A 21,335-nucleotide genomic window follows, 5' to 3' on the forward strand; every position below is an offset into this window, starting at 1 on the left:
AGATGAGCCGTGGAAACGGCGTCACGCGCGCAGGCGAATGTCTCAGGGGAAAGGCATTCGCCCGCGCGGCTGCCGTGCCGCAACAAGCGATGCCTCAGGACATCCGGAGGGGGAGGAAGGCATTGGTCATCGGTTGTCTCCTTGGTTTAATAGTCAGGCCGGAGGCCGGCCATGCGCTTTATATTGCAAGGTCGATGCCAGGTTTCCGGAACCCCTCAAGCCGTTGTTTTCATTGTATTTCCCATAATGCGGCAGGCAAGGAAATCCGGGATTCCGGATTTCCGGAAAATATCCGTCCGGCGATCCGGACGGTTGGCCGATTTTGTCAGAGGAATCAGTGCTGCACGGCCTCGCCGGCCAGCAGGCCGGTCTGCGCGTAGAACTCCTGCTGCGCGAACGCGTCGCGCTCGCGGCGTGCGCGCTCGCCACGATCCGCGAGCGAACCGACCACGATCCCGACGAACGCGAGTGGCACCGACACGAGCGCCGGGTTGTCGAGGAACACTGCCGCGTGCGCGTGGTGCAGCACGTCGACCCACACCGACTTCGACAACACCGTGAGCGCGACCGCCGACACGAGGCCGAGGCCGCCGCCGAGCACCGCGCCGCGCGTCGTCATCCCGCGCCAGAAGATCGACATCGCGAGCACCGGGAAATTGGCGCTCGCGGCCACCGCCGCGACGAGCCCGACCATGAACGCGACGTTCACGTGCTCGAACAGGATCGACAGCGCGATCGCGACGGCCGACAGCCCGATCGTCGCCGCGCGCGAGATGCGCATCTCGAGCCGTTCGTCGGGCTTGCCGCGCGCCCACATCTGCGCATACAGGTCGTGCGAGATCGTCGTCGCGCCGGCGAGCGTCAGGCCCGCGACCACCGCAAGGATCGTCGCGAACGTGACGGCCGCGATGAACCCGTAGAACCAGTTGCCGCCCACTGCCTGCGCGAGCTTCACCGCGACCATGTTGGAGCCGCCGAGCAGGTCGTGCGTCAGGTTGAACGTGCCGTTCGCGCCGAGCCGGAAGAATTCCGGATGCTGCGCGAGCAGCACGATCGCCGAGAAGCCGATCACGAAGGTCAGCAGGTAGAAGTAGCCGATGAAGCCCGTCGCGTAGAGCACCGACTTGCGCGCCTCCTTCGCGTTCGGCACCGTGAAGAAGCGCATCAGGATGTGCGGGAAGCCGGCCGTGCCGAACATCAGCGCGATGCCGAGCGACAGCGCGTTGGCCGGGTCGCGGATCAGCTTGCCGGGCCCCATGATCGACAGCGCGCCCGGATGCACGGCCACCGCGCGGCGGAACATCGCATCGATGCTGAAGCCGAATTCGCCGAGCGCGAGCCACGCGAGCAGCGTCGCGCCGCACAGCAGCAGCACGGCCTTGATCACCTGCACCCAGGTGGTCGCGGTCATCCCGCCGAAGAACACGTAGACGACCATCAGCACGCCGACGATCAGCTCGGCCGTGCCGTACGACAGCCCGAACAGCAACTGGATCAGCTTGCCCGCGCCGACCATCTGCACGACGAGGTACAGCACGACGATGGTCAGCGCGTTCGCCGAGGTCAGCAGCCGGATCGGCCGCTGCGCGAAACGGTACGCGACGACGTCGACGAACGTGAACTTGCCGAGGTTGCGCAGCGGTTCGGCGATCAGGAACATCACGAACGGCCAGCCGACCAGGAAGCCGATCGAGTAGATCAGCCCGTCGAAGCCGAACATGAACACCATCCCGGACAGCCCGAGGAACGATGCGGCCGACATGTAGTCGCCCGCGATCGCGAGCCCGTTCTGCAGCCCGGTGATGCCGCCGCCGGCCGTATAGAAGTCGCGCGTCGAGCGCGTGCGGCGCGCGGCCCAGCGCGTGAGCGCGAGCGTCGCGAACACGAACGCGAAGAACATCCCGATCGCGACCGGGTTCAGCTCGACCTTGTCGGGCATCGGGCCGGCGATGCCGGTGGCATGGGCGGTGGAGGAAACGAGAACGGTCAGCGCGCCGAGCGCGCGCGAAATGCGTCGCATGCGGGCCTCCGTCACGAACGTTGCAGGATCGCGTCGACGCGGCGGTCGAACGCACGGTTCGCGCGCAGCACGTAGCACGCGGTCAGGCCGATCGCGATCAGGATGATCGCGACGCCCGCGGCGATCCCGACCGTCGTCGTCGCGCCGTGGTACAGCGGCGCGGCGAGCACGTGCGGCGCGAGCGCGACGAGCAGGATGAAGCCGTAGTACGTGGCGATCATCAACGCGGTGAGCGTGAAGCTGAAGCGGCGCCGGGCCCGCACGAGTTGCTGGTAGTCGCGGCGCGCCGTGACCGATTCGATGACGGAAAGCTCCATGGTGTCTCCTGGATGAACCGAAGTCGGCGCTTCAGCACTGACTCTGGTCCCATGCTTCGCGGTCGACCGGCGTTGGCGCTTTGGCGCTTGCTCCAGTCCCCGCAGGGCGAGCGTCTCGTCGTCGCGAGCGCTGTCGTTGGATGGCCGGCGCGTGATCCGAAACCGCCCGCGCCGCGGCGGCAACCCCTGAAACGCGTTACACGACGCGACCCGCCCGCAGCCGCGCGACGTCCTCCGCCGACATCCCGAGCCAGCCGCCGAGCACCGCATCGGTATCGGCGCCGAGCACCGGCGGCGCACCGCGCACCGGCAGCCGCGCGCCGTCGAAGCGGTACGGCGGCGCGAGCACGTCGACGCCGCCCGCGGCCGGATGCGGCTGCCGCGTGACGAGCCCGGCGCGGGTGGCACGTTCGGACGTCAGCGCTTCGTGCAATCCGAGCACTTCGCCGCACGGAATGCCCGCGTCGGCGAGCGCCGCCAGCAGCGTCGCGCGCGCCCGCCGCGCGAGTTCGCGGCGAATCTCGGGCAGCAGGTCGGCACGATTCTGCGAGCGGCCGAGGTTGGTCTTGTAGCGTTCGTCGGCCGCGAGATCGGGCCGCTCGATCGCGTCGCAGAAGCGCGCGAACTGCATGTTGTTGCCGACCGTGATCACGAGCGGACCGTCGGCCGCGTCGAACACGCCGTACGGCACGATCGACGGATGCGCGTTGCCGTAGCGCGGCGGGTCCTCGCCCATCAGCAGCGCGTCGAGCCCGTAGTACGCGGTGATCATCAGCCCGCAATCGAACAGCGCCATCTCGATGCGCCGCCCGCGCCCGGTCGCATGGCGTTCGTACAACGCGGCGAGGATCGCCTGCGCCGAATACATGCCGGTGAACAGGTCGACCGCCGCGACGCCGAACTTCAGCGGCGGCTGGCCGGCCTCGCCGTTCAGCGCCATCAGCCCCGCCTCGCCCTGCACGACGAGGTCGTAGCCGGGCCGCGCGGCCTCGGCGCCCGACCGGTCGTAGCCCGAGATCGCACAGTGCACGAGGCGCGGATTCAGTTCGGCCAGCGCGTCGTAGCCGAGCCCGAGTTTCTCCGCGCCGCCGAACTTGAAGTTGTGGATCAGCACGTCGGCCTGCGCGGCCAGCTCGCGCGCGATGCGCTGGCCGGCTTCCGTCTGCAGGTCGACGCAGATCGACCGCTTGCTGCGGTTCACGCTGTTGAAATACGTGGTTTCGGTGTCGCCGATCCGCAGCCCCCAGTCGCGCGTATCGTCGCCGCGCGCCGGATGCTCGACCTTGATCACTTCCGCACCGAAATCGGCGAGCACCATCGCGCACCACGGGCCCGCGAGCACGCGCGAGAAATCGAGCACCTTCACGCCGGCCAGCGGCAGCGCGCACCGTTCGTTCGTCATCGTTGTCTCCTCCATTCGCGCCGTGCGCCCTTACTGTTTCGACAGCGCGATGTAGCGCGCGAGATGGTGATCCTCGTCGCCGAGCTGGTGATCGAGCATCACGAGCCGCTTCGCGTAGTGCGACAGCGGCAGCTCCCACGTCATCCCGATTCCGCCGTGCAGCTGGATGCTTTCCTCGGCGACGAGCGTGCCGATCCGGCCGATGCTGTATTTCGCCGCGGCGAGCGCGCGCTCGCGCACCGCGCGCGGCGCATCGAGCTGCGCGGCCGCGTTGATCACGGCCGAACGCGCCTGCTCGACTTCGAGCAGCAGGTCGGCCATCCGGTGCTGCAGCGCCTGGAAGCTGCCGATCGGCAGCCCGAATTGCTTGCGTGTACGCAGGTAGTCGAGCGTGTGCTCCTTCGCGACGTCCATCGCGCCGAGCGCTTCCGCCGACAGCGCGAGCAGCCCGTAGCCGAGCACGCGTTCGAGCAGCTCGGCGCCCGCTTCGCCGTCGAGCGCATCCGGCGCGCCGAGCGCGGCGTCGGCCGGCAGCGCGACGCGCTCGAAGCGCACTTCGGCCGCGCGGCCGCCGTCGATCTTCTTGTAATCGCGCAACGACACGCCCGGCGCATCGGCCGGCACGACGAACAGGCCGATGCCGGCCGCGTCGTCGTCGTTGCCGGACACCCGCGCGCTGACGACGAAGAACGCCGCCTGCGCGGCCTGGTCGACGACGCCCTTCGCGCCGGTCAGCACCCAGCCGTCGCCCGAACGTTCGGCGCGCGTACGCACCGTCGTCAGTTCGTAGTGCGAGCCCGGCTCGTCGTGCGCGAACGCGGCGCTCGCGCTGCCGTCGATCAGCGCGGCGAGCCGGTCGCGATGCGCGGCGCCGCCGGCGTGCGCGAGCGCACGGCCCGCGAGCAGCGCGCCGAAGAACGGCTCGACGACGAGCCCGCGCCCGAGGCATTCGAACACCACGGCGATGTCGAAGCCCGCGCCGCCGAAGCCGCCGTCGGCTTCGGCGAACAGCGCGCCGACCGTGCCGAGTTCGGCGAAGCGCTGCCACATCGCGCGGTCGAAGCCTTCGGCCGACTGCGCGATGCGGTCGCGCACCGGGAACGCGTACTGTTCGGCGATGAAGCGGTTCAACGTGTCCGCCAGCATCCGGCGGTCTTCTGTGTGCTGGAAATCCATCGTCGCGTCCCTCGTTACAGCCCGAGCATCATCTTCGCGATGATGTTCTTCTGGATCTCGTTCGAGCCGCCGAAGATCGACAGCTTGCGGTTGTTGAAGTACTGCTGTGCGGCGCTCGCGGCTTCTTCCGGGCCGACCGGTTCGCCGTCGTAATCGGCGTCGAGCGCGTCGTCGACGAACGGCTGCGCGTACGGCCCCATCGCGCGCCGCATCAGCGCGGTGATCTCCTGGCGGATCTGCGTGCCGCGAATCTTCAGCATCGAGCTTTCCGCGCCCGGCACGCCGCCGCCCGCGACCGCGGCCAGCACGCGCAGGTTGGTCGTGCGCATGTTTTCCAGTTCGATCTCGACGCGGGCGAGCCGCGCCGCGAAGAACGGATCGTCGGCCAGTGGCCGGCCGTTCTTCGTGACCTTCGCGGCCACCGCGCGCAGCCGGTCGAGGGCGGCGGTCGAGAAGCCGATCCCCGCGATGTTGGTGCGCTCGTACGTGAGCAGGTATTTCGCGTAAGTCCAGCCGCGGTTCTCTTCGCCGACGAGGTTCTCGACCGGCACGCGCACGTCGGTGAAGAACACCTCGTTCACCTCATGCTCGCCGTCGAGCGTGATGATCGGGCGCACTTCGACGCCCGGCGTATTCATGTCGATCAGCAGGAAGCTGATGCCCTCCTGCTTGCGCACGTCGGTCGCGGTGCGCACGAGACAGAAGATCATGTTCGCGTAGTGGCCGAGCGTGGTCCACGTCTTCTGGCCGTTCACGACGTAGTGAGCGCCCTGCGCATCCACACGCCGCACCGCGCTCGTCTTCACCGCAGCGAGATCGGAACCGGCGCCCGGTTCCGAATAACCCTGGCACCACCAGTCGGTGCCGTCGAGAATCCGCGGCAGCCAGTGACGCTTCTGCGCTTCGTTGCCGTACTTGATCAGCACCGGGCCGAGCATGTTCACGCCGAACGGCACGATGCGCGGCGCACCGGCGAGCGCGCATTCGTTGTCGAACAGGAATTTCTGCGCGACGCTCCAGCCGGGGCCGCCGTATTCGCGCGGCCAGTGGCTCGCGAGCCAGCCGCGCGCATTGAGGATCGCGTGCCATTCGCGCATGTCGTCGCGCGTCAGGTGCAGGCCGCCCTTCACCTTGCGCGCAGTGCGCGCCGGCAGTTCGGCGGCGAGGAAGCGCTGCACTTCCGTTCGGAAGGCTTCCTCTTCGGGAGTGAAATTCAGGTCCATCTTCGGTCCGTGGCAAATGCGGTGGGTGTTCAGTCGATGCGGTTCAGGCTCGCGAAATCCGCGCCGCGCGCGACGAGATCGACGAGCAGCGGCGACGGCTTCCAGAACAGCGGATCTTCCTTCGCGAACGCGCGGATATCGGCGAGCACGTTCGCGAGGCCGACCGTGTCCGCGTAGTGCATCGGGCCGCCGCGATAGCGCGGGAAGCCGTAGCCGTACAGGAACACCGCGTCGACGTCGAGCGGGCGCAGCGCGATCTTCTCGTGCACGACGTTCGCGCCTTCGTTGATCATCGCGGCGAGGTAGCGGCGCAGGATCTCGTCGTCGGTGAAGGTGCGCGGCGTGACGCCCTTCTTCGCGCGTTCTTCCGCGACGATCGCCTCCACTTCCGGGTCGGGCGTGCCGACGCGCGCGCCGTCCGGATACAGGTAGTAGCCGCGCCCGGTCTTCTGACCGAACCAGCCGCGCTCGCACAGCCGGTCGGAAATCTCCACGTAGCGCGCGTTCGGATCGCGCGTCGCCGCGCGGCGCTTGCGGGTCGCCCAGCCGATGTCGCCGCCCGCGAGATCGACCACCTGGAACGGGCCCATCGGGAAGCCGAACCCGCGCACCGCGCGATCGATCTGGTACGGCGACGCGCCGTCTTCCATCAGGTAGTCGGCAGCCGTCCGATAGACGGCGAGGACCCGGTTGCCGATGAAGCCGTCGCATACGCCCGCGCGCACCGGCGTCTTCTTCAGCTGCTTGGCCAGCGCGAACGCGGTCGCGACGACGTCCGCGCTCACGCGCGCCGGCACGACGATCTCCAGCAGCTTCATCACGTTGGCCGGCGAGAAGAAATGCAGGCCGATCACGTCGGCCGGCCGGTCGATGCTCGCGGCGAGCGCGTCGATGTCGAGATACGACGTGTTGGTCGCGAGCACCGCGCCCGGCTTGCACACGCGCGCGAGTTCGGCGAACACGGCCTGCTTCACGGCCATGTCCTCGAACACGGCTTCGATCACGACGTCGGCCTGCGCGAGCGCGTCGTACGACGTGCTGCCCTTGAAGCGCGCGAGACGCGCCGCGTGCGCGGCCGGCGTCATCCGCCCTTTCGCGACGAGGCCGTCGTACACCTTCTCGACGTGCGCCCGGCCGCGCGCGAGCGATGCTTCGTCGCGCTCGATCATCGTCACCGGCAGCCCGGCGTCGAGCGCCGCGACCGCGATGCCCGCGCCCATCGTGCCGCCGCCGACCACGCCGATCCGCTCGACCGGCCGCGGGCTCGCGCGCCGCGCCTCGGGCGCCTTCGCCGCTTCGCGTTCCGCGAAGAACGCATGCACGAGGCCCGCGCGCTGCGGGCTGTCGAGGCATTGCAGGAACAGGCTGCGTTCGAACTTCATCCCCGCGTCGAACGACTGCGTGAGCGCGGCCTCGACCGCGTCGACGATCTTCGCCGGCGAGAACAGGCCCCGCGACTTCTTCGGCAATTCCGCGCGCGCCGCGTCGATCGCGGCCTCCGCGGCCGCGCGGTCGGCCAGCCCCTGCGCGTCCCGCGTGCGGCGCACCGGCGCGCCGAGCGACACGAGTTCCTGCGCATACGCGAGCCCTTCGGCGAGCGTGTCGTCGCTGTGCGCGATGCGATCGACGAGGCCGAGCGCGAGCGCTTCGTCGGCGCTCGCATGGCGGCCCGTCAGCATCAGGTCGAGCGCGGCCTTCGCGCCGATCAGGCGCGGCGCACGCTGCGTGCCGCCCGCGCCGGGCAGCAGGCCGAGCGTCACTTCGGGCAGCCCGAGCTTCGCACCGGGCACCGCGAGCCGGTAATGCGCGGCCAGCGCGACTTCGAGGCCGCCGCCGAGCGTCGCGCCGTGCAGCGCGACCACGACCGGCTTGGTACCCGATTCGATCTGCTCGCACACGTCGGGCAGCGACGGCGGCACGGGCGGCTTGCCGAATTCGCGAATGTCGGCGCCCGCGATGAAGTTGCGGCCGGCGCCGACGATCAGCACCGCGCGGATCGCGTCGTCGGCCTGCGCGGCGTCGATCGCATCGGCGAGGCCGCGCCGCACGTCGGCGGACAGCGCGTTGACCGGCGGATGGTCGATCGTGACGACGAGCACCTTGTCGCGCCGTTCGCGCGTGACCGTGCCGGTTGGGGGGATGGCGGGGGAATTCATGGCGTCTCCTGTCGAAGCTGTCGAGGCAGCAGGCATGGGCTGATTCTCGATTGATCGAGATTCATTGACAATTCCCGCACGCCTTTACAAGCTGTCAAATCTGACTTGACACTGAATGTTTTCGGACCGTGTCGGACCGCTTCGATCCGATTAACGGGCCGGATCAGGAGATACCCCGCATGGACCTGAACGCGCTGACGCTGCTCGTCGAGATCCTCGACGCCGGCAATCTCAGCAAGGCCGCGCAGCGGCTGAAGATGAGCCGGGCGAACGTCAGCTACCGGCTGAACCAGCTCGAGCGCTCGATCGGCCAGCAGCTCGTGCGGCGCACGACGCGGCGCATGGAGCCGACCGAGATCGGGCTGAAGCTGTACGAGCACGGCCGGCGCATCCGCAACGAGCTGCTCGCCGCGCAGGAATCGGTGACGACGCTCGGCCAGGACCTGCAGGGCCGCGTGCGGCTGTCGGTGCCGAGCGGCTACGGGCAGATCGTGATGTCCGAATGGCTGCTCGCGTTCAAGCGGCGGCATCCGGGCATCGTGCTCGACGTGGTGTTCGAGAATCGCGTGGAAGACCTGATGCGCGACGAAGTCGACATCGCGATCCGTGTGATGACCGAGCCGCCGCAGAATCTGGTCGCCCGCGACATGGGCGCGGTGCGCTACGTCGCCTGCGCGTCGCCCGCGTTCGCGGCCGCGCACGGGATGCCGGCGAGCCTCGGCGCGCTCGCCGCCGCGCCGGTCGTCACCGCGACGGTGATGGGCCGGCAGCTCCGCATCGCCGCCTATCTCGGCGACGAACGCCACGAGGTGCTGCTCGAACCGACGCTGATTTCGGAGAACTTCCTGTTCCTGCGCCAGGCGATCCTCGCGGGCATCGGCGTCGGCATCGTGCCCGACTACGTGATGCAGGACGACCTGCGGCACGGCACCGTCGTCACGTCGCTCGATGCGTATCGGCTCAGCATCTTCGGTACCCACATGTACATGCTGTACATGCCGAACCGCCACCACACGCGCGCGACTTCCACGTTCATAGAGTTCATCCTCGAACAGGCCGGAAAGACCGGCCGGGGCGGGCCCGGCGGGATGCGTCAGGGTTTCCTGACGGATGACAAGCCGCCGGGCACGCGGCGACAATAGCGCGCCGGGGCGGGCCGCACCGTTGCGCCCGCGCCGACGTCAACGTCAACATCAACGCCGCCGTCTCCTTCGAATTCACTGCTGCCGAGGGTTCAATGTTCGACCGGATTCGTCCGCATTCGCGTCCCTGGACGCTGCTCGCCGCCGTCGCGTTCGTCGCGTTGAACGCCGGCTGCACGTCCCCGTCCGCGCCGTCGGGCGCCGTCGTCCCGGTCGCCGCCGCATCGGGCGCGGCCGTCCCGCTGCCCGGCGTTCACGCGCCCGAACTGTCGTCCGGCTGGACCGACAAGTCGGGCTGGACCTCGCAGCACTTCATGATCGCGGCCGCGAACCCGCTCGCGACGCAAGCCGGCTACGACATGCTGAAGGCGGGCGGCACCGCGATCGACGCGGCCATCGCGACGCAGGTGGTGCTCGCGCTGGTCGAGCCGCAATCGTCGGGCATCGGCGGCGGCGCGTTCATGCTGTACTTCGACGGCAAGACGACGCAGGCGTACGACGGCCGCGAAACCGCGCCGGCCGCCGCGACCGAGCGCCTCTTCTACGGGCCGACCGGCCAGCCGATGAGCTTCTACGAAGGTGTCGTCGGCGGGCGCTCGGTCGGCACGCCGGGCGTGCTGCGCATGCTCGACGCCGCGCACCGCGCGCACGGCAAGCTGCCGTGGCGCCGGCTGTTCCAGCCGGCCATCCGGCTCGCCGAGCGCGGCTTCACGATCAGCCCGCGGCTCGCGATGCTGATCGCGAACGACAAGTACCTGAAGAACGACCCGGCGGCCCGCGCGTACTTCTACAACGCGGACGGCACGCCGAAGGCCGCCGGCACGGTGCTGAAGAACCCGGCGCTCGCGACCGTGCTGCGCCAGGTCGCCGACCGCGGCGCGAACGCGTTCTACAGCGGCGCGATCGCGCGCGACATCGTCACGAAGGTGCGCAAGCACCCGACCAACCCGGGGTTGCTGTCGCTGCAGGATCTCGCACACTACAAGGCGAAGGTGCGCGCGCCGCTGTGCGCCGACTACCGGCGCTCGGTCGTGTGCGGGATGCCGCCGCCGTCTTCGGGCGGCCTCGCGATCGCGCAGATGCTCGGCATCCTCGAAGCGATGCCCGACTGGCAGCAGATCGGCGCGCAGAAGCCGGTGCGCAACGAGGTCGGCTACGAGCCGACGCCGTTCGCCGCGCACCTGTTCAGCGAAGCCGGGCGCCTCGCGTATGCGGACCGTGCACGCTACGTGGCCGATCCCGATTTCGTGCCGCTGCCGGGCGGCACCTGGGCGAGCCTCACCGACAAGACCTATCTCGCACAGCGCGCGCGGCTGATCGGCGACACCAGCATGGGCGTCGCGCAGGCCGGCACGCCGCAGGGCGCGACGCTCGCGATGGCCGACGACCGCAGCCCCGAATGGCCGTCGACCTCCGACATCGCGATCGTCGACCGCTACGGCCAGGCGCTGTCGATGACGACCAGCATCGAGGACGCGTTCGGCTCGCGGCTGATGGTGCGCGGGTTCATGCTGAACAACCAGCTCACCGATTTCTCGTTCGTGTCGAACGACGACGGCCGGCCGGTCGCGAACCGCGTGCAGCCGGGCAAGCGGCCGCGTTCGGCGATGTCGCCGGAGCTCGTGTTCGACAAGAAGACGAAGCAGGTGACGATGATCGTCGGCTCGGCCGGCGGCCCCGCGATCATCAATCACGTTGCGAAGACGCTGGTCGGCGTGCTCGACTGGGGCATGACGATGCAGCAGGCGATCGCGCTGCCGAACTTCGGGTCGATGAACGGGCCGACGCAGCTCGAACGCGGCCGCGTGTCGGACGCGCTCGCCGACGGGCTGAAGGGCCGCGGGCACGACGTGCAGATCGTCGAGATGAACTCGGGGCTGCAGGGCATCCAGCGGCTGAACGTGCAGGGGCAGACGGTGTGGTTCGGCGGCGCGGACCCGCGGCGCGAAGGGATAGCGATGGGCGATTGAGCGGACGATGCCCGTCCGTCGGTGGCGGTGTGCGTGAATCGGTGCGCACCGCCCAGGAGGCCCTGGCGTTCATGCGCCCTGCGCCTCCTCCTTCGCTGCGCCCGGCTGGCCTGGCCGCGCGCTGTCTCGACGCCCGCCTGTACCCGATCCATCCCGGCGACACCGCCGGCACGCGATCATGCGCTCGTAGCGCGTCCTATATCCCCCCAATCACTTTCGAAACTGTCTGATCGACGGCGCCTGCGTGCGTCCGTATAGTCGCTCCCCTTACGTCGGGGCGACGTGATTGCGGTTCGCCGCTCACGCGCCATCCCTCCTCGCCCCGCGTCTTTCGACGAAGACGCCCAGCCGTCATCCGGCTGCGTCACGCATAACATTGATCAGGACTCCGATTAATATGCCACATATCTCCGCTGCACCTTCCCGTATGACGCGTGCCCGCTCGCGTGCTTCGCCCACACGCCGACGCACGTCCTCCGCCCGCCTGTCGGCGCTCGCCCTCGCCATCGCCGCACTCGCGCCGAGCTACGGCCACGCGTCCGGCATCGATCTCGTCGAGACCAACCTGATCGTCAAGGGCGGCGACAGCGGCGACCCGATCGCCTCGGGCGCCGGCTCGATCGCAATCGGGCCGGGCGCGAAGGCGACGGGCGAAACCGGTGGCGACTATTCCGCGATCGCGATCGGTGGCAGAGCCGTCGCCAATGGACGCTCGACCATCGCCGTCGGCGAAATGGCGAACGTCCACGGCGATCGCTCAAGCGCCTTCGGCGTGTCGTCAAGCGTCAACGCGAATCGCGCGCTGGCGCTCGGCGCGGACGCGAAGGTCACCGCGCACGGTGCGGTCGCGCTCGGTCAGGGCAGCGTCGCCGACCGCACGAACACCGTGTCGATCGGCACGGCGGACACCCAGCGCCAGCTCGTCAATCTCGGCGCCGGCACCCGCGACACCGACGCAACCAACCTGTCGCAGTTGAAGCCCGTCGTCGCCGCGCTCGGCGGCGATGCAACGGTCAACGCGGACGGCACCGTGCGCGGCCCGAACTACACGGTGGACGGACAATCGTTCAACACCGTCGGCGGCGCGCTGACCCGACTCGACGGACGCGTCACGACGATCGACGGGCGGGTCGCCGCCGTCGAAAACAACGTCACGACGATCCGCAACGACGTCACCGATCTCGGCACGCGGCTCGACAACGGCGCGACCGGCCTCGTCCGGCAGGACCCGGCGAGTCTCGCGATCTCGATCGGCGCCGACAAGGGCGGCAGCTCGGTCAGCGTCGCCGGCACGGCCGGCACGCGCACGCTGACCGGCCTGTCGAACGGCACTGCCGACACCGATGCCGTGACGGTCGCGCAGCTCAAGGCGACGGGGCTGATCGATCCGAACGGCAAGGCGCTCGGCGCGATCGTGTACGACGACCTGAAGCTGGATCGCGCCACGCTCGGCGGCGTCGGCGGCACCTTGCTCGACAACGTCAAGGCGGGCGCGATCGCCGCGAACAGCATGCAGGCGGTCAACGGCGCGCAGTTGTTCTCGATGCAGCAGCAATTCGAGACGCACCTGAAATCGCTCGACACGCGCATCAACAACATCGAGCAGATCGGCTCCAACACCCGGCCGCCGACCGGCGGACAGGGCAGCCAACTGACGCAGCTGGGCGACGGCTCCGGGGCGACCGGCTCGAATTCGATGGCGCTCGGCCAGAACTCGAGCGCATCCGGCAACGGCAGCGTCGCGATCGGCAACAACACGACGGCGTCGGGCAACAATTCGGTGGCGCTCGGTAACGGCTCCGTCGCCGATCGCGACAACACGGTGTCCGTCGGTGCACCGGGGCAGGAGCGGCAGATCACCCACGTCAAGGCCGGCACCGCGCCGACCGATGCGGTGAACGTGCAGCAACTGAACGACCACATCGGCAGCGTGCGTTCCGACATCGATCATTATCGGCGCGACGCGAGCGGCGGTATTGCGTCGGCGGTGGCGATCGCGAACTTGCCGCAAGCGTCGCTGGCGGGCGAAAGCATGGTGGCGATCGCCGGCGGCACCTACAGCGGCCAGTCGGCCGTCGCGTTCGGCTTGTCGACCGCCACCCGCAACGGGCGCTGGGTGGTCAAGGCATCCGGGTCGACCAATACCCGCGGCACGGTCGCGGTCGGCGCCGGCGCCGGCTATCGCTGGTAACGCATCACGGCGACATTAGCCGCATCAAACAACAGGGGCCGGGTTCGTTCGATACGAACCTGGCCCCTCGCTCTTCTCGACACGGGCACCCACCGTAAGTCCGTTCCGCCTGTACGGCCTACCCTCGCCCCTTCCACGGCACCACCCGCCGCTCGACCCAGCGCATCGCCAGATCGAACAGCCACGCGATCGCGCCGATGATCAGGATGCCCATCACGACGATGTCGGTGCGCAGGAAACTCGATGCGTTGAGCACCATCTGCCCGAGCCCGGCCGTCGCGGCGACCATCTCGGCCGCGACGAGCGTCGTCCAGCCGAACCCGATCGCGATCCGCAGGCCGGTGAGGATCTCCGGCAGCGCGGCCGGCAGCACGACATGCCGCACGATCTGCGCGAAGCTGCCGCCGAGCGAATACGCGGCGTTGATCTGCTCGACGGTTGCCGCACGCACGCCGGCGCGCGCGGCCATCGCGATCGGCGCGAAGCACGCGAGAAAGATCACGACCAGCTTCGCCGTTTCGTCAATGCCGAACCAGATCACGACGAGCGGCAGATACGCGAGCGGCGGCAGCGGCCGATAGAACTCCAGCAGCGGATCGAGCACGCCGCGCGCGATGCGGCTCACGCCCATCAGAATGCCGGCCGGCACGCCGATCGCGGTCGCGAGCAGGAACGCACCGAACACGCGCGCGGCGCTCCACAGCAAATGTTCGGACAACGGCAGGCCGCCCTGGATGCGACCGTGCCATGCGTCGACGAACGCGGTCCACACTGCTTCCGGCGCGGGCAGGAACAGCGGCGGCAGCCACTGGAAATGCGTCGCGACCCACCAGAGCGCAGCCAATGCCGCGATCGTCGCAGCGCTCAACCCGGCCGTCTTTCCTTGCCCCGGCAACCGGTAACGATGTGATGTCCGGGCGGGACGCACCGCATGCCGCTGTTGCGCCGCGCTCGCATCCCGTTCGGAGTCGGCGGCCGCGCGATCGGCCGCCCAGGAATCCTGCGTGCTCATGTCGTCCTGCCTGTGCAATGTACTGATCCGGCCGCGCCCGACGGACGCACCCTGCCGCGCGAACTCGTGCATCACGCGGGCTCCGCGACCGCCTCGTCGCGATGCAGGTACGCGATCAGCCGCTCGCGCCACCCGATGAAATCCGGCGACGACTTCACCGCACGCGCATCGCGCGATTCGACGTAGCGGCGCGCGAACGGCAACTCGAAGGTTTCGGCGATGCAACCGGGGCCCGGCGTCATCACGACGAGACGCGTCGCGAGGAACAACGCCTCCTCGACGTCGTGCGTGATGAAGAACACCGTCTTGCCGGTGCGCGCCCACACGTCGAGCACGAGCGCCTGCATCGTGCCGCGCGTCATCGCATCGAGCGCGCCCATCGGTTCGTCCATCAGCAGCACGCGCGGGTCGCTGGCGAGCGCACGCGCGATACCGACCCGCTGCTGCATCCCGCCCGACAGTTCATACACGCGTGCGTGCGCGTGGCGCTCGAGACCGACGAGCGTGAGCATCTCGCGCGCCCGCGCTTCGCGTTCGGCCTTCGACACACGCGCGAAGCGCAGCCCGAGCGCGACGTTGTCGAGCACGTCGAGCCACGGCAGCAACGCGTATTTCTGGAACACGACGCCGCGATCGGCGCCGGGGCCTGTGATCGGCACGCCGTCGACGCGCACGTCGCCCGTCGTCGGCGCGACGAAGCCGGCCATGCAGTTCAGCAGCGTGGTCTTGCCGCATCCGGACGCCCCGAGCGCGACGACGAATTCACCGGCATCGATGCGCAGGTCGACCTGCGCGAGCGCCTGCGTCGTCGGCCTGCCGCGCTCGCCCGGATAGGCTACCGATACCTGGCGGACTTCCAGCGTGCTCATGATCGAAGGCCTCCGCGATGAGTGGGCTGAGTGGCCGCGCTCAGCGCGCGGCCTTCTGCACGAACTGCGGATCGACGCCGGCCGAATAGTCGGACAGCACCGTCTGGATCGTGCCTTGCGATTTGAGGAACGTGGCCGTGGCCGCGAGCGACTTCGCGGCGCCCGATTGCGCGCCGCCGCCGAGCCACGTCGGCGATGCCTGTTCGGCCGCCGTCGGGAATGCGTAGAGCGCGAGGCTGGCCGGCACGTCCTGCGCGTTCGCGCCCGACACCTTCGCGACCGCCGCGACCTGCGGCGAGCCGACCTTCCACGCCGCCGCATGCGCGCGGTAGTCGGCGTCCGCCGCCGCGAGCACCTTCACGAAGCGCGTGACGAACTCGGGGTTCTCGCGCGCGAACTTGCGGCTCACGACGAAGCCGTCAAAGGTCGACTTGCCGCTTTCCGTTGCAACCTGGCCCGACGTCGTGAGCACGGTGCCCGACTGCTTGACCTTCGCGAGCACCGGATCCCAGATGTAGGTCGCGTCGATGTCGCCGCGCGTCCACGCGGCCGCGACTTCGGGCGGACGCAGGTTGACGATCTTCACGTCGTTCGGATTGACGCCCGCGGCCTGCAGCGCGACGAGCGTATGGAAGTGCGACGTCGACACGAACGGCACGCCGATCTTCTTGCCCTTCAGCCCGGCGACGTTCGTGACGCCCGAGCCGTTGCGCGCGACGAGCGCCTCGGCGTCGTTGATGTTGTCGAGCACCCAGAACAGCGAGATGTCGAGCCCCTGCGACAGGCCGGCCGCGATCGGGCTCGACCCGGCTTCGCCGAGCTGCACGGAGCCCGACGCGAGCGCGCGGATCACGTCGGCGCCGCTGTCGAGCTTGCGGAACGTGACCTTGTAGCCGGTCGCCTTTTCGACTTCACCGCTTGCCTGCGCGTAGCGCCACGGCACGACCATGTCCTGGTACGCGATCACGACTTCGCGCGATTCGGCGTGCGCCGCGCCAAGCGCGGCAAAGGCGGTCAGCGCGACGACGGCGCGGCGAATGAAGCTGAAACGGGACATGCGGCTCTCCTTCGGAATGCGGGCATTGCTGCGGGAGAGCCGACTTTACGAGCTTTGCGCGCAGCGGGAGCGAACTTATCCTGCGAAGCTATCGATGCCGTTTCAGCTTTGCTTTCCATGCTAGACCGGATTGCGCATCCGGTCGGATGACGATTGCCGCGCGCATGCGCGGATAACCGCCGCGCCAACGAAAAAGCCCGCATCGCTGCGGGCTTTTTTCGACTGCTCGAGACTGTTTGCAGATGGAAGCGGGCGCGACGCTCAGACCACCCCGGCCCCGTGCGCCTGCAGATCGGCGTGATAGCTCGAGCGCACCATCGCGCCGACGGCCGCGTGCGTGAAGCCCATCTTGTACGCCTCTTCCTCGTACATCTTGAACGTATCCGGATGCACGTACGCACGCACCGGCAGGTGGTGTTCGGACGGCTGCAGGTACTGGCCGATCGTCAGCATGTCGACGTCGTGCGCGCGCAGGTCGCGCATCACCTGCAGGATTTCCTCTTCGGTCTCGCCGAGGCCCACCATCAGGCCCGACTTCGTCGCGACGTCCGGATGCAGCGCCTTGAAGTCCTTCAAGAGCTTCAGCGAGTGCGCGTAGTCCGAACCCGGGCGCGCTTCCTTGTACAGGCGCGGCACCGTTTCGAGGTTGTGGTTCATCACGTCGGGCGGCGCGGCGTTCAGGATCGAGATCGCGCGGTCGAGACGGCCGCGGAAGTCCGGCGTCAGGATCTCGATGCGCGTGTCCGGCGACTGCGCACGCGTTTCGCGAATGCACTCGACGAAGTGGGCGGCGCCGCCGTCGCGCAGGTCGTCGCGGTCGACGCTCGTGATCACCACGTACTTGAGCTTCAGCGCGGCGATCGTGCGCGCAAGGTTCTTCGGTTCATCGGCGTCGAGCGGATCGGGACGGCCGTGGCCGACGTCGCAGAACGGGCAGCGGCGCGTGCACTTGTCGCCCATGATCATGAACGTCGCGGTGCCCTTGCCGAAGCATTCGCCGATGTTCGGGCAGCTCGCTTCCTCGCACACCGTGTGCAGGTTGTGCTCGCGCAGGATCGTCTTGATCTCGTTGAAACGCGAGCTGCCGGTAGCCGCCTTCACGCGGATCCACTCGGGCTTCTTCAGCTTTTCGATCGGAATGACCTTGATCGGGATGCGTGCCGTCTTCGCCTGCGCCTTCTGCTTGGCGGTCGGATCGTAGGCCGGGGTCGCGGCCGTATCGGCCGGTGCGGGAGAAGCGGTAACGTCAGTCATTCGATTGTTCCAGTGCGTGCGGCTTGTCGGCGGCCGCGGATGCGCCGTCGAGGTTGGCGATCAGACGGCCCACCAGCGTGTGGGCGACGTCGTTCCAGTCGGCGGCAACCGCGAGGCTCGCCATGTCGACGGTTTCCAGTCCGGCATAGCCGCACGGGTTGATCGCGAGAAACGGGCGCAGATCCATCTTCACGTTCAGGCTCAGCCCGTGATAGCTGCAGCCGTTGCGGATCTTCAGGCCGAGGGCCGCGATTTTCGCGCCCTCGTGCACGCCGGATGCCACGTAGATCCCGGGCGCGCCCGCCTTGCGGACCGAAGCGAGATTATACGCCGCGAGGGTTTCGATCACGGCCTCCTCGATCTTCGTCACGAGCGTGCGCACCATCAGCTTGCGCCGGCGCAGGTCCAGCAGCAGATAGACGACGATCTGGCCGGGGCCGTGGTAGGTGATTTGTCCGCCGCGGTCGACCTTGACGAGCGGCACGCCGCTGTCGGCCACCAGCAGGTGCGCCGGGTCGCCGGCCTGGCCGAGCGTGTAGACGGGCGGATGCTCGACCACCCAGATCTCGTCGCCGGTGTCGGCCGTGCGCGTGTCGGTGAACGCGCGCATCGCGTCGAAGCTCGCGTCGTACGCCTCGCGGCCTCGCCACCTCACGGTGACCGGCTGGGCCGGCTGATCCGGCTGGGCCGGGGCGCCGGCGGGCGATGCGGAAACGGCGACAGGCGTGGACACGATGGAAACCGGCGAAACGGACATGGGCGGTAGTTTACCGAAAACCCGTGGGTCTCGCCGGCCTGGGGAGGGGGACGGATCGCCGGTATCCGTCGGATGAAATGACGGTCAGACCGTGCGCCAGCCGTCGTGGAACAGCGCGCTCACGCGTTCGCGCAGCCGGGTCAGGCCGCCCAGCGCGACTTCCCGCGGCGGCCGCGACACCGAGAACGCGACGCGTGCGCCCTCGCGCCCTTCCGCGCTGAGCCACAGCCGTTCGCCGCGACGCAGCTTGAGCGTCTCGCCGTCGACCAGGAAGTAGTCGTCCACGTCGTTGCTGCGCGTCGCCCAGATCGGCCCGCACTGGACGGTCAGCCGCGTGCTGCGCTGCACCTTCATCGGCACGGTCTCGCCCGCGGGAATTTCAAAGGTGATGCTTGAAGAAATTTCTTGCATGATCGACTCCGCCAATAAGTGCTTCGATGGCTACAATCGTAGTCATTCAAAGGCGCCCGACCAAACGACCAATTTTCACGTCGATGTGAGGAAAATTAGCAAATGGACCTCCGCCAGCTCCCGGCGCTGAACGCGATTCGCGCATTCGAAGCCGCCGCCCGCCACGAGAACTTCTCGCGCGCCGCCGACGAGCTGTTCGTCACGCACGGCGCGGTCAGCCATCAGGTGCGCGCGCTCGAGGAAGAGCTCGGCGTGCAGCTGTTCACGCGCAACGGCAAGCGGCTGTGCCTGACCGACGCCGGCATGCGCTACGCGCAGCAGATCCGCACCGCGCTGATGGTGATCGCCGACGCGACACGCGACGTGCGCGCGAGCGACCGCGACCGGCGGCTGGTGGTGTCGATGCTGTCGTCGTTCGCCGCGCGCTTCATCACGCCGCGCATCGGCACGTTCATCGAGCGGCATCCGGAAATCGACGTCGAGCTGCAGTCGACCAACTCGCTCACCGATTTCGCGCGCGACGACGTCGATCTGGCGATCCGCTTCGGCTTCGGCAGCTATCCGGGGCTGCACGTGGAGCCGCTGTTCGAGGAGGTGTTCTTTCCGGCGTGCGCGCCGACGCTGAACGGCGGCAAGCTGCCGCAGACGCCCGCCGATCTCGTGCACTACCCGCTGCTGCGCTCGGACGACGAGCTGTGGCGGCCGTGGTTCGACGCGGCCGGGCTCGATACGCTGACCGAGCCGAAACGGGGAATTCTGTACCAGGATTCGTCGAACCTGCTGCTGGCCGCGATCGAGGGCCAGGGCATCGCGCTGGTGCGCCGCTCGCTCGCGGTGCACGACCTGCTCGACGGGCGCATCGTGCGCCTGTTCGACATCGACGGGCCGAGCCCGTGGCACTATTTTTTCGTGTGCCCGCCGCCGCTGCTGAACACGCCGCGCGTGCAAGCGTTCCGGACCTGGCTGTTCGAGGAAGTGGCCGAATACAAGCGGCTGTGCGACGAGCTGGACGCGCGGCGCGCGGCGGGGAAATGCCCCGCCGAGTGCGCGCTGGAGGGAGGATGGAAAGGGATCAGCGGCCGATTGCGCTGATCCCGGACGCCGGAACGAGCGCTTAAAGGACGACCTTGACCATCGGATGGCCGGTCAGCGCACGGTAGATGTTGTCGAGCTGTTCCTGGCTCGTCGCGCGCACGGTGATCGTGAGGCCCGTGTAATTGCCGCCGCTCGACGCACGCTCCTCGATCTTCTCGACGTCGATCTCGTTGTCGTGAACGGCCACGACCTTGAAGATCGTGTCCTTGAATTCGGGGTGCGCCTTGCCCATGATCTTGATCGGGAAATCGCACGGAAACTCCAGCAGCGACTCCTTCCGGGTCTCGATCGCGCCGGTCACCTCGACGGTTTTGGTCGGTTCGCTCATCATTTTCTCCGGGTCAGGTCAAACTGTTCAAATTCGCGTGCCTTCGCACGCTGGTACGCGTCATACAGCGCCGCGAACACGGGGCCCGGCTTGCCGCCCTGCACGGGCAGATCGTCGAGCGACGTCACAGGCAGGATTTCCTTGGTGGCCGACGTCAGCATGATCTCGTCGGCCGAGCGCAGCTCGACCTCGCTGATCTCGCGCGCGACGAACCGGATCCCGCACTCTTCGGCCAGCTGCTCGACCAGCGCGTAGCGGATCCCTTCGAGGATCTTGTTGCTGCGCGGCGGTGCGAACAGTTCGCCGTTCTTCACGATCCATACGTTCGACGACGAGCCTTCGGTCACGTTGTCGTCGCGCAGCTGGATCGTCTCGAACGCGTCGCGTTCGGCCGCATGCTGCGCCATCAACACGTTGCCGAGCAGCGAGATCGACTTGATGTCGCAATGCAGCCAGCGGCGATCCTCAGCCGTCACGCAGCGCACGCCCTTCGCGCGCTCCGCTTCCGACGGCAGGCGCAGCGGGCTCGTCATCGCGAACACGGTCGGCACCGCGTTCGCCGGGAACGCGTGACCGCGCTTCGCGACGCCGCGCGTCACCTGCAGGTAGACGAGCGCGTTGCCGTCGCCGAGGCCTTCGGCATTCGCCGCGACCACCCGCTCGATCAGCGCGCGCCAGCCCGCCGCATCGTGCGGGTTGTCGATGCCGATCTTCTTCAGGCTGCGCGCGAGCCGGTCCAGATGCTGTTCGATCCGGAACGGCACGTGCGCGCCGTCGTGCGCATAGACGGGCACGACTTCATACACGCCGTCGCCGAAGATGAACCCGCGGTCGAGCACCGGGACACGGGCTTCGGACAGCGGCACCAGTTCCTCCTGCGCCGAGACGCTGAGGTAGACGATCGGTTCGAATTCGGCTTGGCTCATGGCTATGACAGATGGGGATGAAGTCGTGA

General features: G+C 68.5%; 18 protein-coding genes. 4 read left to right on the forward strand and 14 right to left on the reverse strand.

Annotation, left to right across the window (positions count from 1 at the left end; genetic code table 11):
- Nucleotides 1-334 precede the first annotated feature (334 nt).
- From SY91_RS00985 to SY91_RS01010, 6 genes are all read right to left on the reverse strand, one after another.
- Nucleotides 335-2,020 carry a cation acetate symporter gene (locus tag SY91_RS00985; protein ID WP_034174375.1) on the reverse strand — a complete coding sequence of 562 codons (1,686 nt, stop codon included), beginning with the start codon at nucleotides 2,018-2,020 and terminating at the stop codon, nucleotides 335-337.
- Between the two features lie 11 nt (nucleotides 2,021-2,031).
- Nucleotides 2,032-2,337 carry a DUF485 domain-containing protein gene (locus SY91_RS00990; protein ID WP_185921010.1) on the reverse strand — a complete coding sequence of 102 codons (306 nt, stop codon included), beginning with the start codon at nucleotides 2,335-2,337 and terminating at the stop codon, nucleotides 2,032-2,034.
- A gap of 196 nt (nucleotides 2,338-2,533) precedes the next feature.
- Nucleotides 2,534-3,739, reverse strand: coding sequence for a CaiB/BaiF CoA transferase family protein (locus SY91_RS00995; RefSeq protein WP_185921011.1), 1,206 nt, complete (start codon nucleotides 3,737-3,739; stop codon nucleotides 2,534-2,536).
- A gap of 30 nt (nucleotides 3,740-3,769) precedes the next feature.
- Nucleotides 3,770-4,915, reverse strand: a complete 1,146-nt coding sequence (locus tag SY91_RS01000; protein ID WP_185921012.1) for an acyl-CoA dehydrogenase family protein — start codon at nucleotides 4,913-4,915, stop codon at nucleotides 3,770-3,772.
- Nucleotides 4,916-4,929: 14 nt separating this feature from the next.
- Entirely contained in the window at nucleotides 4,930-6,138 is a 1,209-nt protein-coding gene (locus SY91_RS01005; RefSeq protein ID WP_006477700.1) for an acyl-CoA dehydrogenase family protein, read from the reverse strand.
- Between the two features lie 29 nt (nucleotides 6,139-6,167).
- Nucleotides 6,168-8,294 (reverse strand): 3-hydroxyacyl-CoA dehydrogenase NAD-binding domain-containing protein, encoded by a 2,127-nt coding sequence (locus tag SY91_RS01010; RefSeq protein ID WP_185921013.1) that lies wholly within the window; start codon nucleotides 8,292-8,294, stop codon nucleotides 6,168-6,170.
- Between the two features lie 179 nt (nucleotides 8,295-8,473).
- Between SY91_RS01010 and SY91_RS01015 the strand changes: the two genes are divergently transcribed.
- From SY91_RS01015 to SY91_RS01025, 3 genes are all read left to right on the forward strand, one after another.
- Entirely contained in the window at nucleotides 8,474-9,436 is a 963-nt protein-coding gene (locus SY91_RS01015) for a LysR family transcriptional regulator (RefSeq protein ID WP_023477802.1), read from the forward strand.
- Nucleotides 9,437-9,531: 95 nt separating this feature from the next.
- Entirely contained in the window at nucleotides 9,532-11,406 is a 1,875-nt protein-coding gene (gene ggt, locus SY91_RS01020; RefSeq protein ID WP_023477803.1) for a gamma-glutamyltransferase, read from the forward strand.
- 286 nt (nucleotides 11,407-11,692) lie between these two features.
- On the forward strand, nucleotides 11,693-13,597 hold the full coding sequence (locus SY91_RS01025) for a YadA family autotransporter adhesin (RefSeq protein ID WP_260632412.1): 1,905 nt from the start codon (nucleotides 11,693-11,695) through the stop codon (nucleotides 13,595-13,597).
- A gap of 118 nt (nucleotides 13,598-13,715) precedes the next feature.
- Here SY91_RS01025 and SY91_RS01030 read toward each other — a convergent pair whose 3' ends face one another.
- From SY91_RS01030 to SY91_RS01055, 6 genes are all read right to left on the reverse strand, one after another.
- Nucleotides 13,716-14,681, reverse strand: coding sequence for an ABC transporter permease subunit (locus SY91_RS01030; RefSeq protein ID WP_023477806.1), 966 nt, complete (start codon nucleotides 14,679-14,681; stop codon nucleotides 13,716-13,718).
- On the reverse strand, nucleotides 14,681-15,478 hold the full coding sequence (locus SY91_RS01035) for a taurine ABC transporter ATP-binding protein (RefSeq protein ID WP_034174371.1): 798 nt from the start codon (nucleotides 15,476-15,478) through the stop codon (nucleotides 14,681-14,683). The genes SY91_RS01030 and SY91_RS01035 overlap by 1 nt, the downstream gene beginning before the upstream one ends.
- 40 nt (nucleotides 15,479-15,518) lie before the next feature.
- Nucleotides 15,519-16,535: a taurine ABC transporter substrate-binding protein gene (tauA, locus tag SY91_RS01040; protein WP_043888574.1), complete on the reverse strand. Its 1,017-nt coding sequence runs from the start codon at nucleotides 16,533-16,535 to the stop codon at nucleotides 15,519-15,521.
- A 261-nt stretch (nucleotides 16,536-16,796) separates the two neighbouring features.
- Entirely contained in the window at nucleotides 16,797-17,789 is a 993-nt protein-coding gene (lipA, locus tag SY91_RS01045; protein ID WP_006477693.1) for a lipoyl synthase, read from the reverse strand.
- On the reverse strand, nucleotides 17,782-18,546 hold the full coding sequence (lipB, locus tag SY91_RS01050; protein WP_006477692.1) for a lipoyl(octanoyl) transferase LipB: 765 nt from the start codon (nucleotides 18,544-18,546) through the stop codon (nucleotides 17,782-17,784). The genes lipA and lipB overlap by 8 nt, the downstream gene beginning before the upstream one ends.
- A gap of 84 nt (nucleotides 18,547-18,630) precedes the next feature.
- Nucleotides 18,631-18,957, reverse strand: a complete 327-nt coding sequence (locus tag SY91_RS01055; protein ID WP_023477807.1) for a DUF2917 domain-containing protein — start codon at nucleotides 18,955-18,957, stop codon at nucleotides 18,631-18,633.
- 102 nt (nucleotides 18,958-19,059) lie between these two features.
- On the opposite strand from SY91_RS01055, the gene SY91_RS01060 reads away from it, so the two are divergent.
- Entirely contained in the window at nucleotides 19,060-20,049 is a 990-nt protein-coding gene (locus tag SY91_RS01060) for a transcriptional regulator GcvA (RefSeq protein ID WP_006485238.1), read from the forward strand.
- A 22-nt stretch (nucleotides 20,050-20,071) separates the two neighbouring features.
- Here SY91_RS01060 and SY91_RS01065 read toward each other — a convergent pair whose 3' ends face one another.
- Both SY91_RS01065 and SY91_RS01070 read right to left on the reverse strand, forming a co-directional pair.
- Nucleotides 20,072-20,380: a YbeD family protein gene (locus SY91_RS01065; RefSeq protein WP_011546305.1), complete on the reverse strand. Its 309-nt coding sequence runs from the start codon at nucleotides 20,378-20,380 to the stop codon at nucleotides 20,072-20,074.
- Entirely contained in the window at nucleotides 20,380-21,306 is a 927-nt protein-coding gene (locus tag SY91_RS01070; RefSeq protein ID WP_011546306.1) for a D-amino acid aminotransferase, read from the reverse strand. Before SY91_RS01070 ends, SY91_RS01065 begins: the two co-directional genes overlap by 1 nt.
- Nucleotides 21,307-21,335: the final 29 nt, after the last annotated feature.

This window comes from Burkholderia cenocepacia, from assembly GCF_014211915.1.
Lineage (GTDB): Bacteria > Pseudomonadota > Gammaproteobacteria > Burkholderiales > Burkholderiaceae > Burkholderia > Burkholderia orbicola.

What these genes read in the sequence shown, in the direction of transcription:
- SY91_RS00985 (WP_034174375.1), bottom strand. Translation starts at nt 2,020, where the DNA reads ATGCGACGCATTTCGCGCGCGCTCGGCGCGCTGACCGTTCTCGTTTCC.
- SY91_RS00990 (WP_185921010.1), bottom strand. Translation starts at nt 2,337, where the DNA reads ATGGAGCTTTCCGTCATCGAATCGGTCACGGCGCGCCGCGACTACCAG.
- SY91_RS00995 (WP_185921011.1), bottom strand. Translation starts at nt 3,739, where the DNA reads ATGACGAACGAACGGTGCGCGCTGCCGCTGGCCGGCGTGAAGGTGCTC.
- SY91_RS01000 (WP_185921012.1), bottom strand. Translation starts at nt 4,915, where the DNA reads ATGGATTTCCAGCACACAGAAGACCGCCGGATGCTGGCGGACACGTTG.
- SY91_RS01005 (WP_006477700.1), bottom strand. Translation starts at nt 6,138, where the DNA reads ATGGACCTGAATTTCACTCCCGAAGAGGAAGCCTTCCGAACGGAAGTG.
- SY91_RS01010 (WP_185921013.1), bottom strand. Translation starts at nt 8,294, where the DNA reads ATGAATTCCCCCGCCATCCCCCCAACCGGCACGGTCACGCGCGAACGG.
- SY91_RS01015 (WP_023477802.1), top strand. Translation starts at nt 8,474, where the DNA reads ATGGACCTGAACGCGCTGACGCTGCTCGTCGAGATCCTCGACGCCGGC.
- ggt (WP_023477803.1), top strand. Translation starts at nt 9,532, where the DNA reads ATGTTCGACCGGATTCGTCCGCATTCGCGTCCCTGGACGCTGCTCGCC.
- SY91_RS01030 (WP_023477806.1), bottom strand. Translation starts at nt 14,681, where the DNA reads ATGCACGAGTTCGCGCGGCAGGGTGCGTCCGTCGGGCGCGGCCGGATC.
- SY91_RS01035 (WP_034174371.1), bottom strand. Translation starts at nt 15,478, where the DNA reads ATGAGCACGCTGGAAGTCCGCCAGGTATCGGTAGCCTATCCGGGCGAG.
- tauA (WP_043888574.1), bottom strand. Translation starts at nt 16,535, where the DNA reads ATGTCCCGTTTCAGCTTCATTCGCCGCGCCGTCGTCGCGCTGACCGCC.
- lipA (WP_006477693.1), bottom strand. Translation starts at nt 17,789, where the DNA reads ATGACTGACGTTACCGCTTCTCCCGCACCGGCCGATACGGCCGCGACC.
- lipB (WP_006477692.1), bottom strand. Translation starts at nt 18,546, where the DNA reads ATGTCCGTTTCGCCGGTTTCCATCGTGTCCACGCCTGTCGCCGTTTCC.
- SY91_RS01055 (WP_023477807.1), bottom strand. Translation starts at nt 18,957, where the DNA reads ATGCAAGAAATTTCTTCAAGCATCACCTTTGAAATTCCCGCGGGCGAG.
- SY91_RS01060 (WP_006485238.1), top strand. Translation starts at nt 19,060, where the DNA reads ATGGACCTCCGCCAGCTCCCGGCGCTGAACGCGATTCGCGCATTCGAA.
- SY91_RS01065 (WP_011546305.1), bottom strand. Translation starts at nt 20,380, where the DNA reads ATGAGCGAACCGACCAAAACCGTCGAGGTGACCGGCGCGATCGAGACC.
- SY91_RS01070 (WP_011546306.1), bottom strand. Translation starts at nt 21,306, where the DNA reads ATGAGCCAAGCCGAATTCGAACCGATCGTCTACCTCAGCGTCTCGGCG.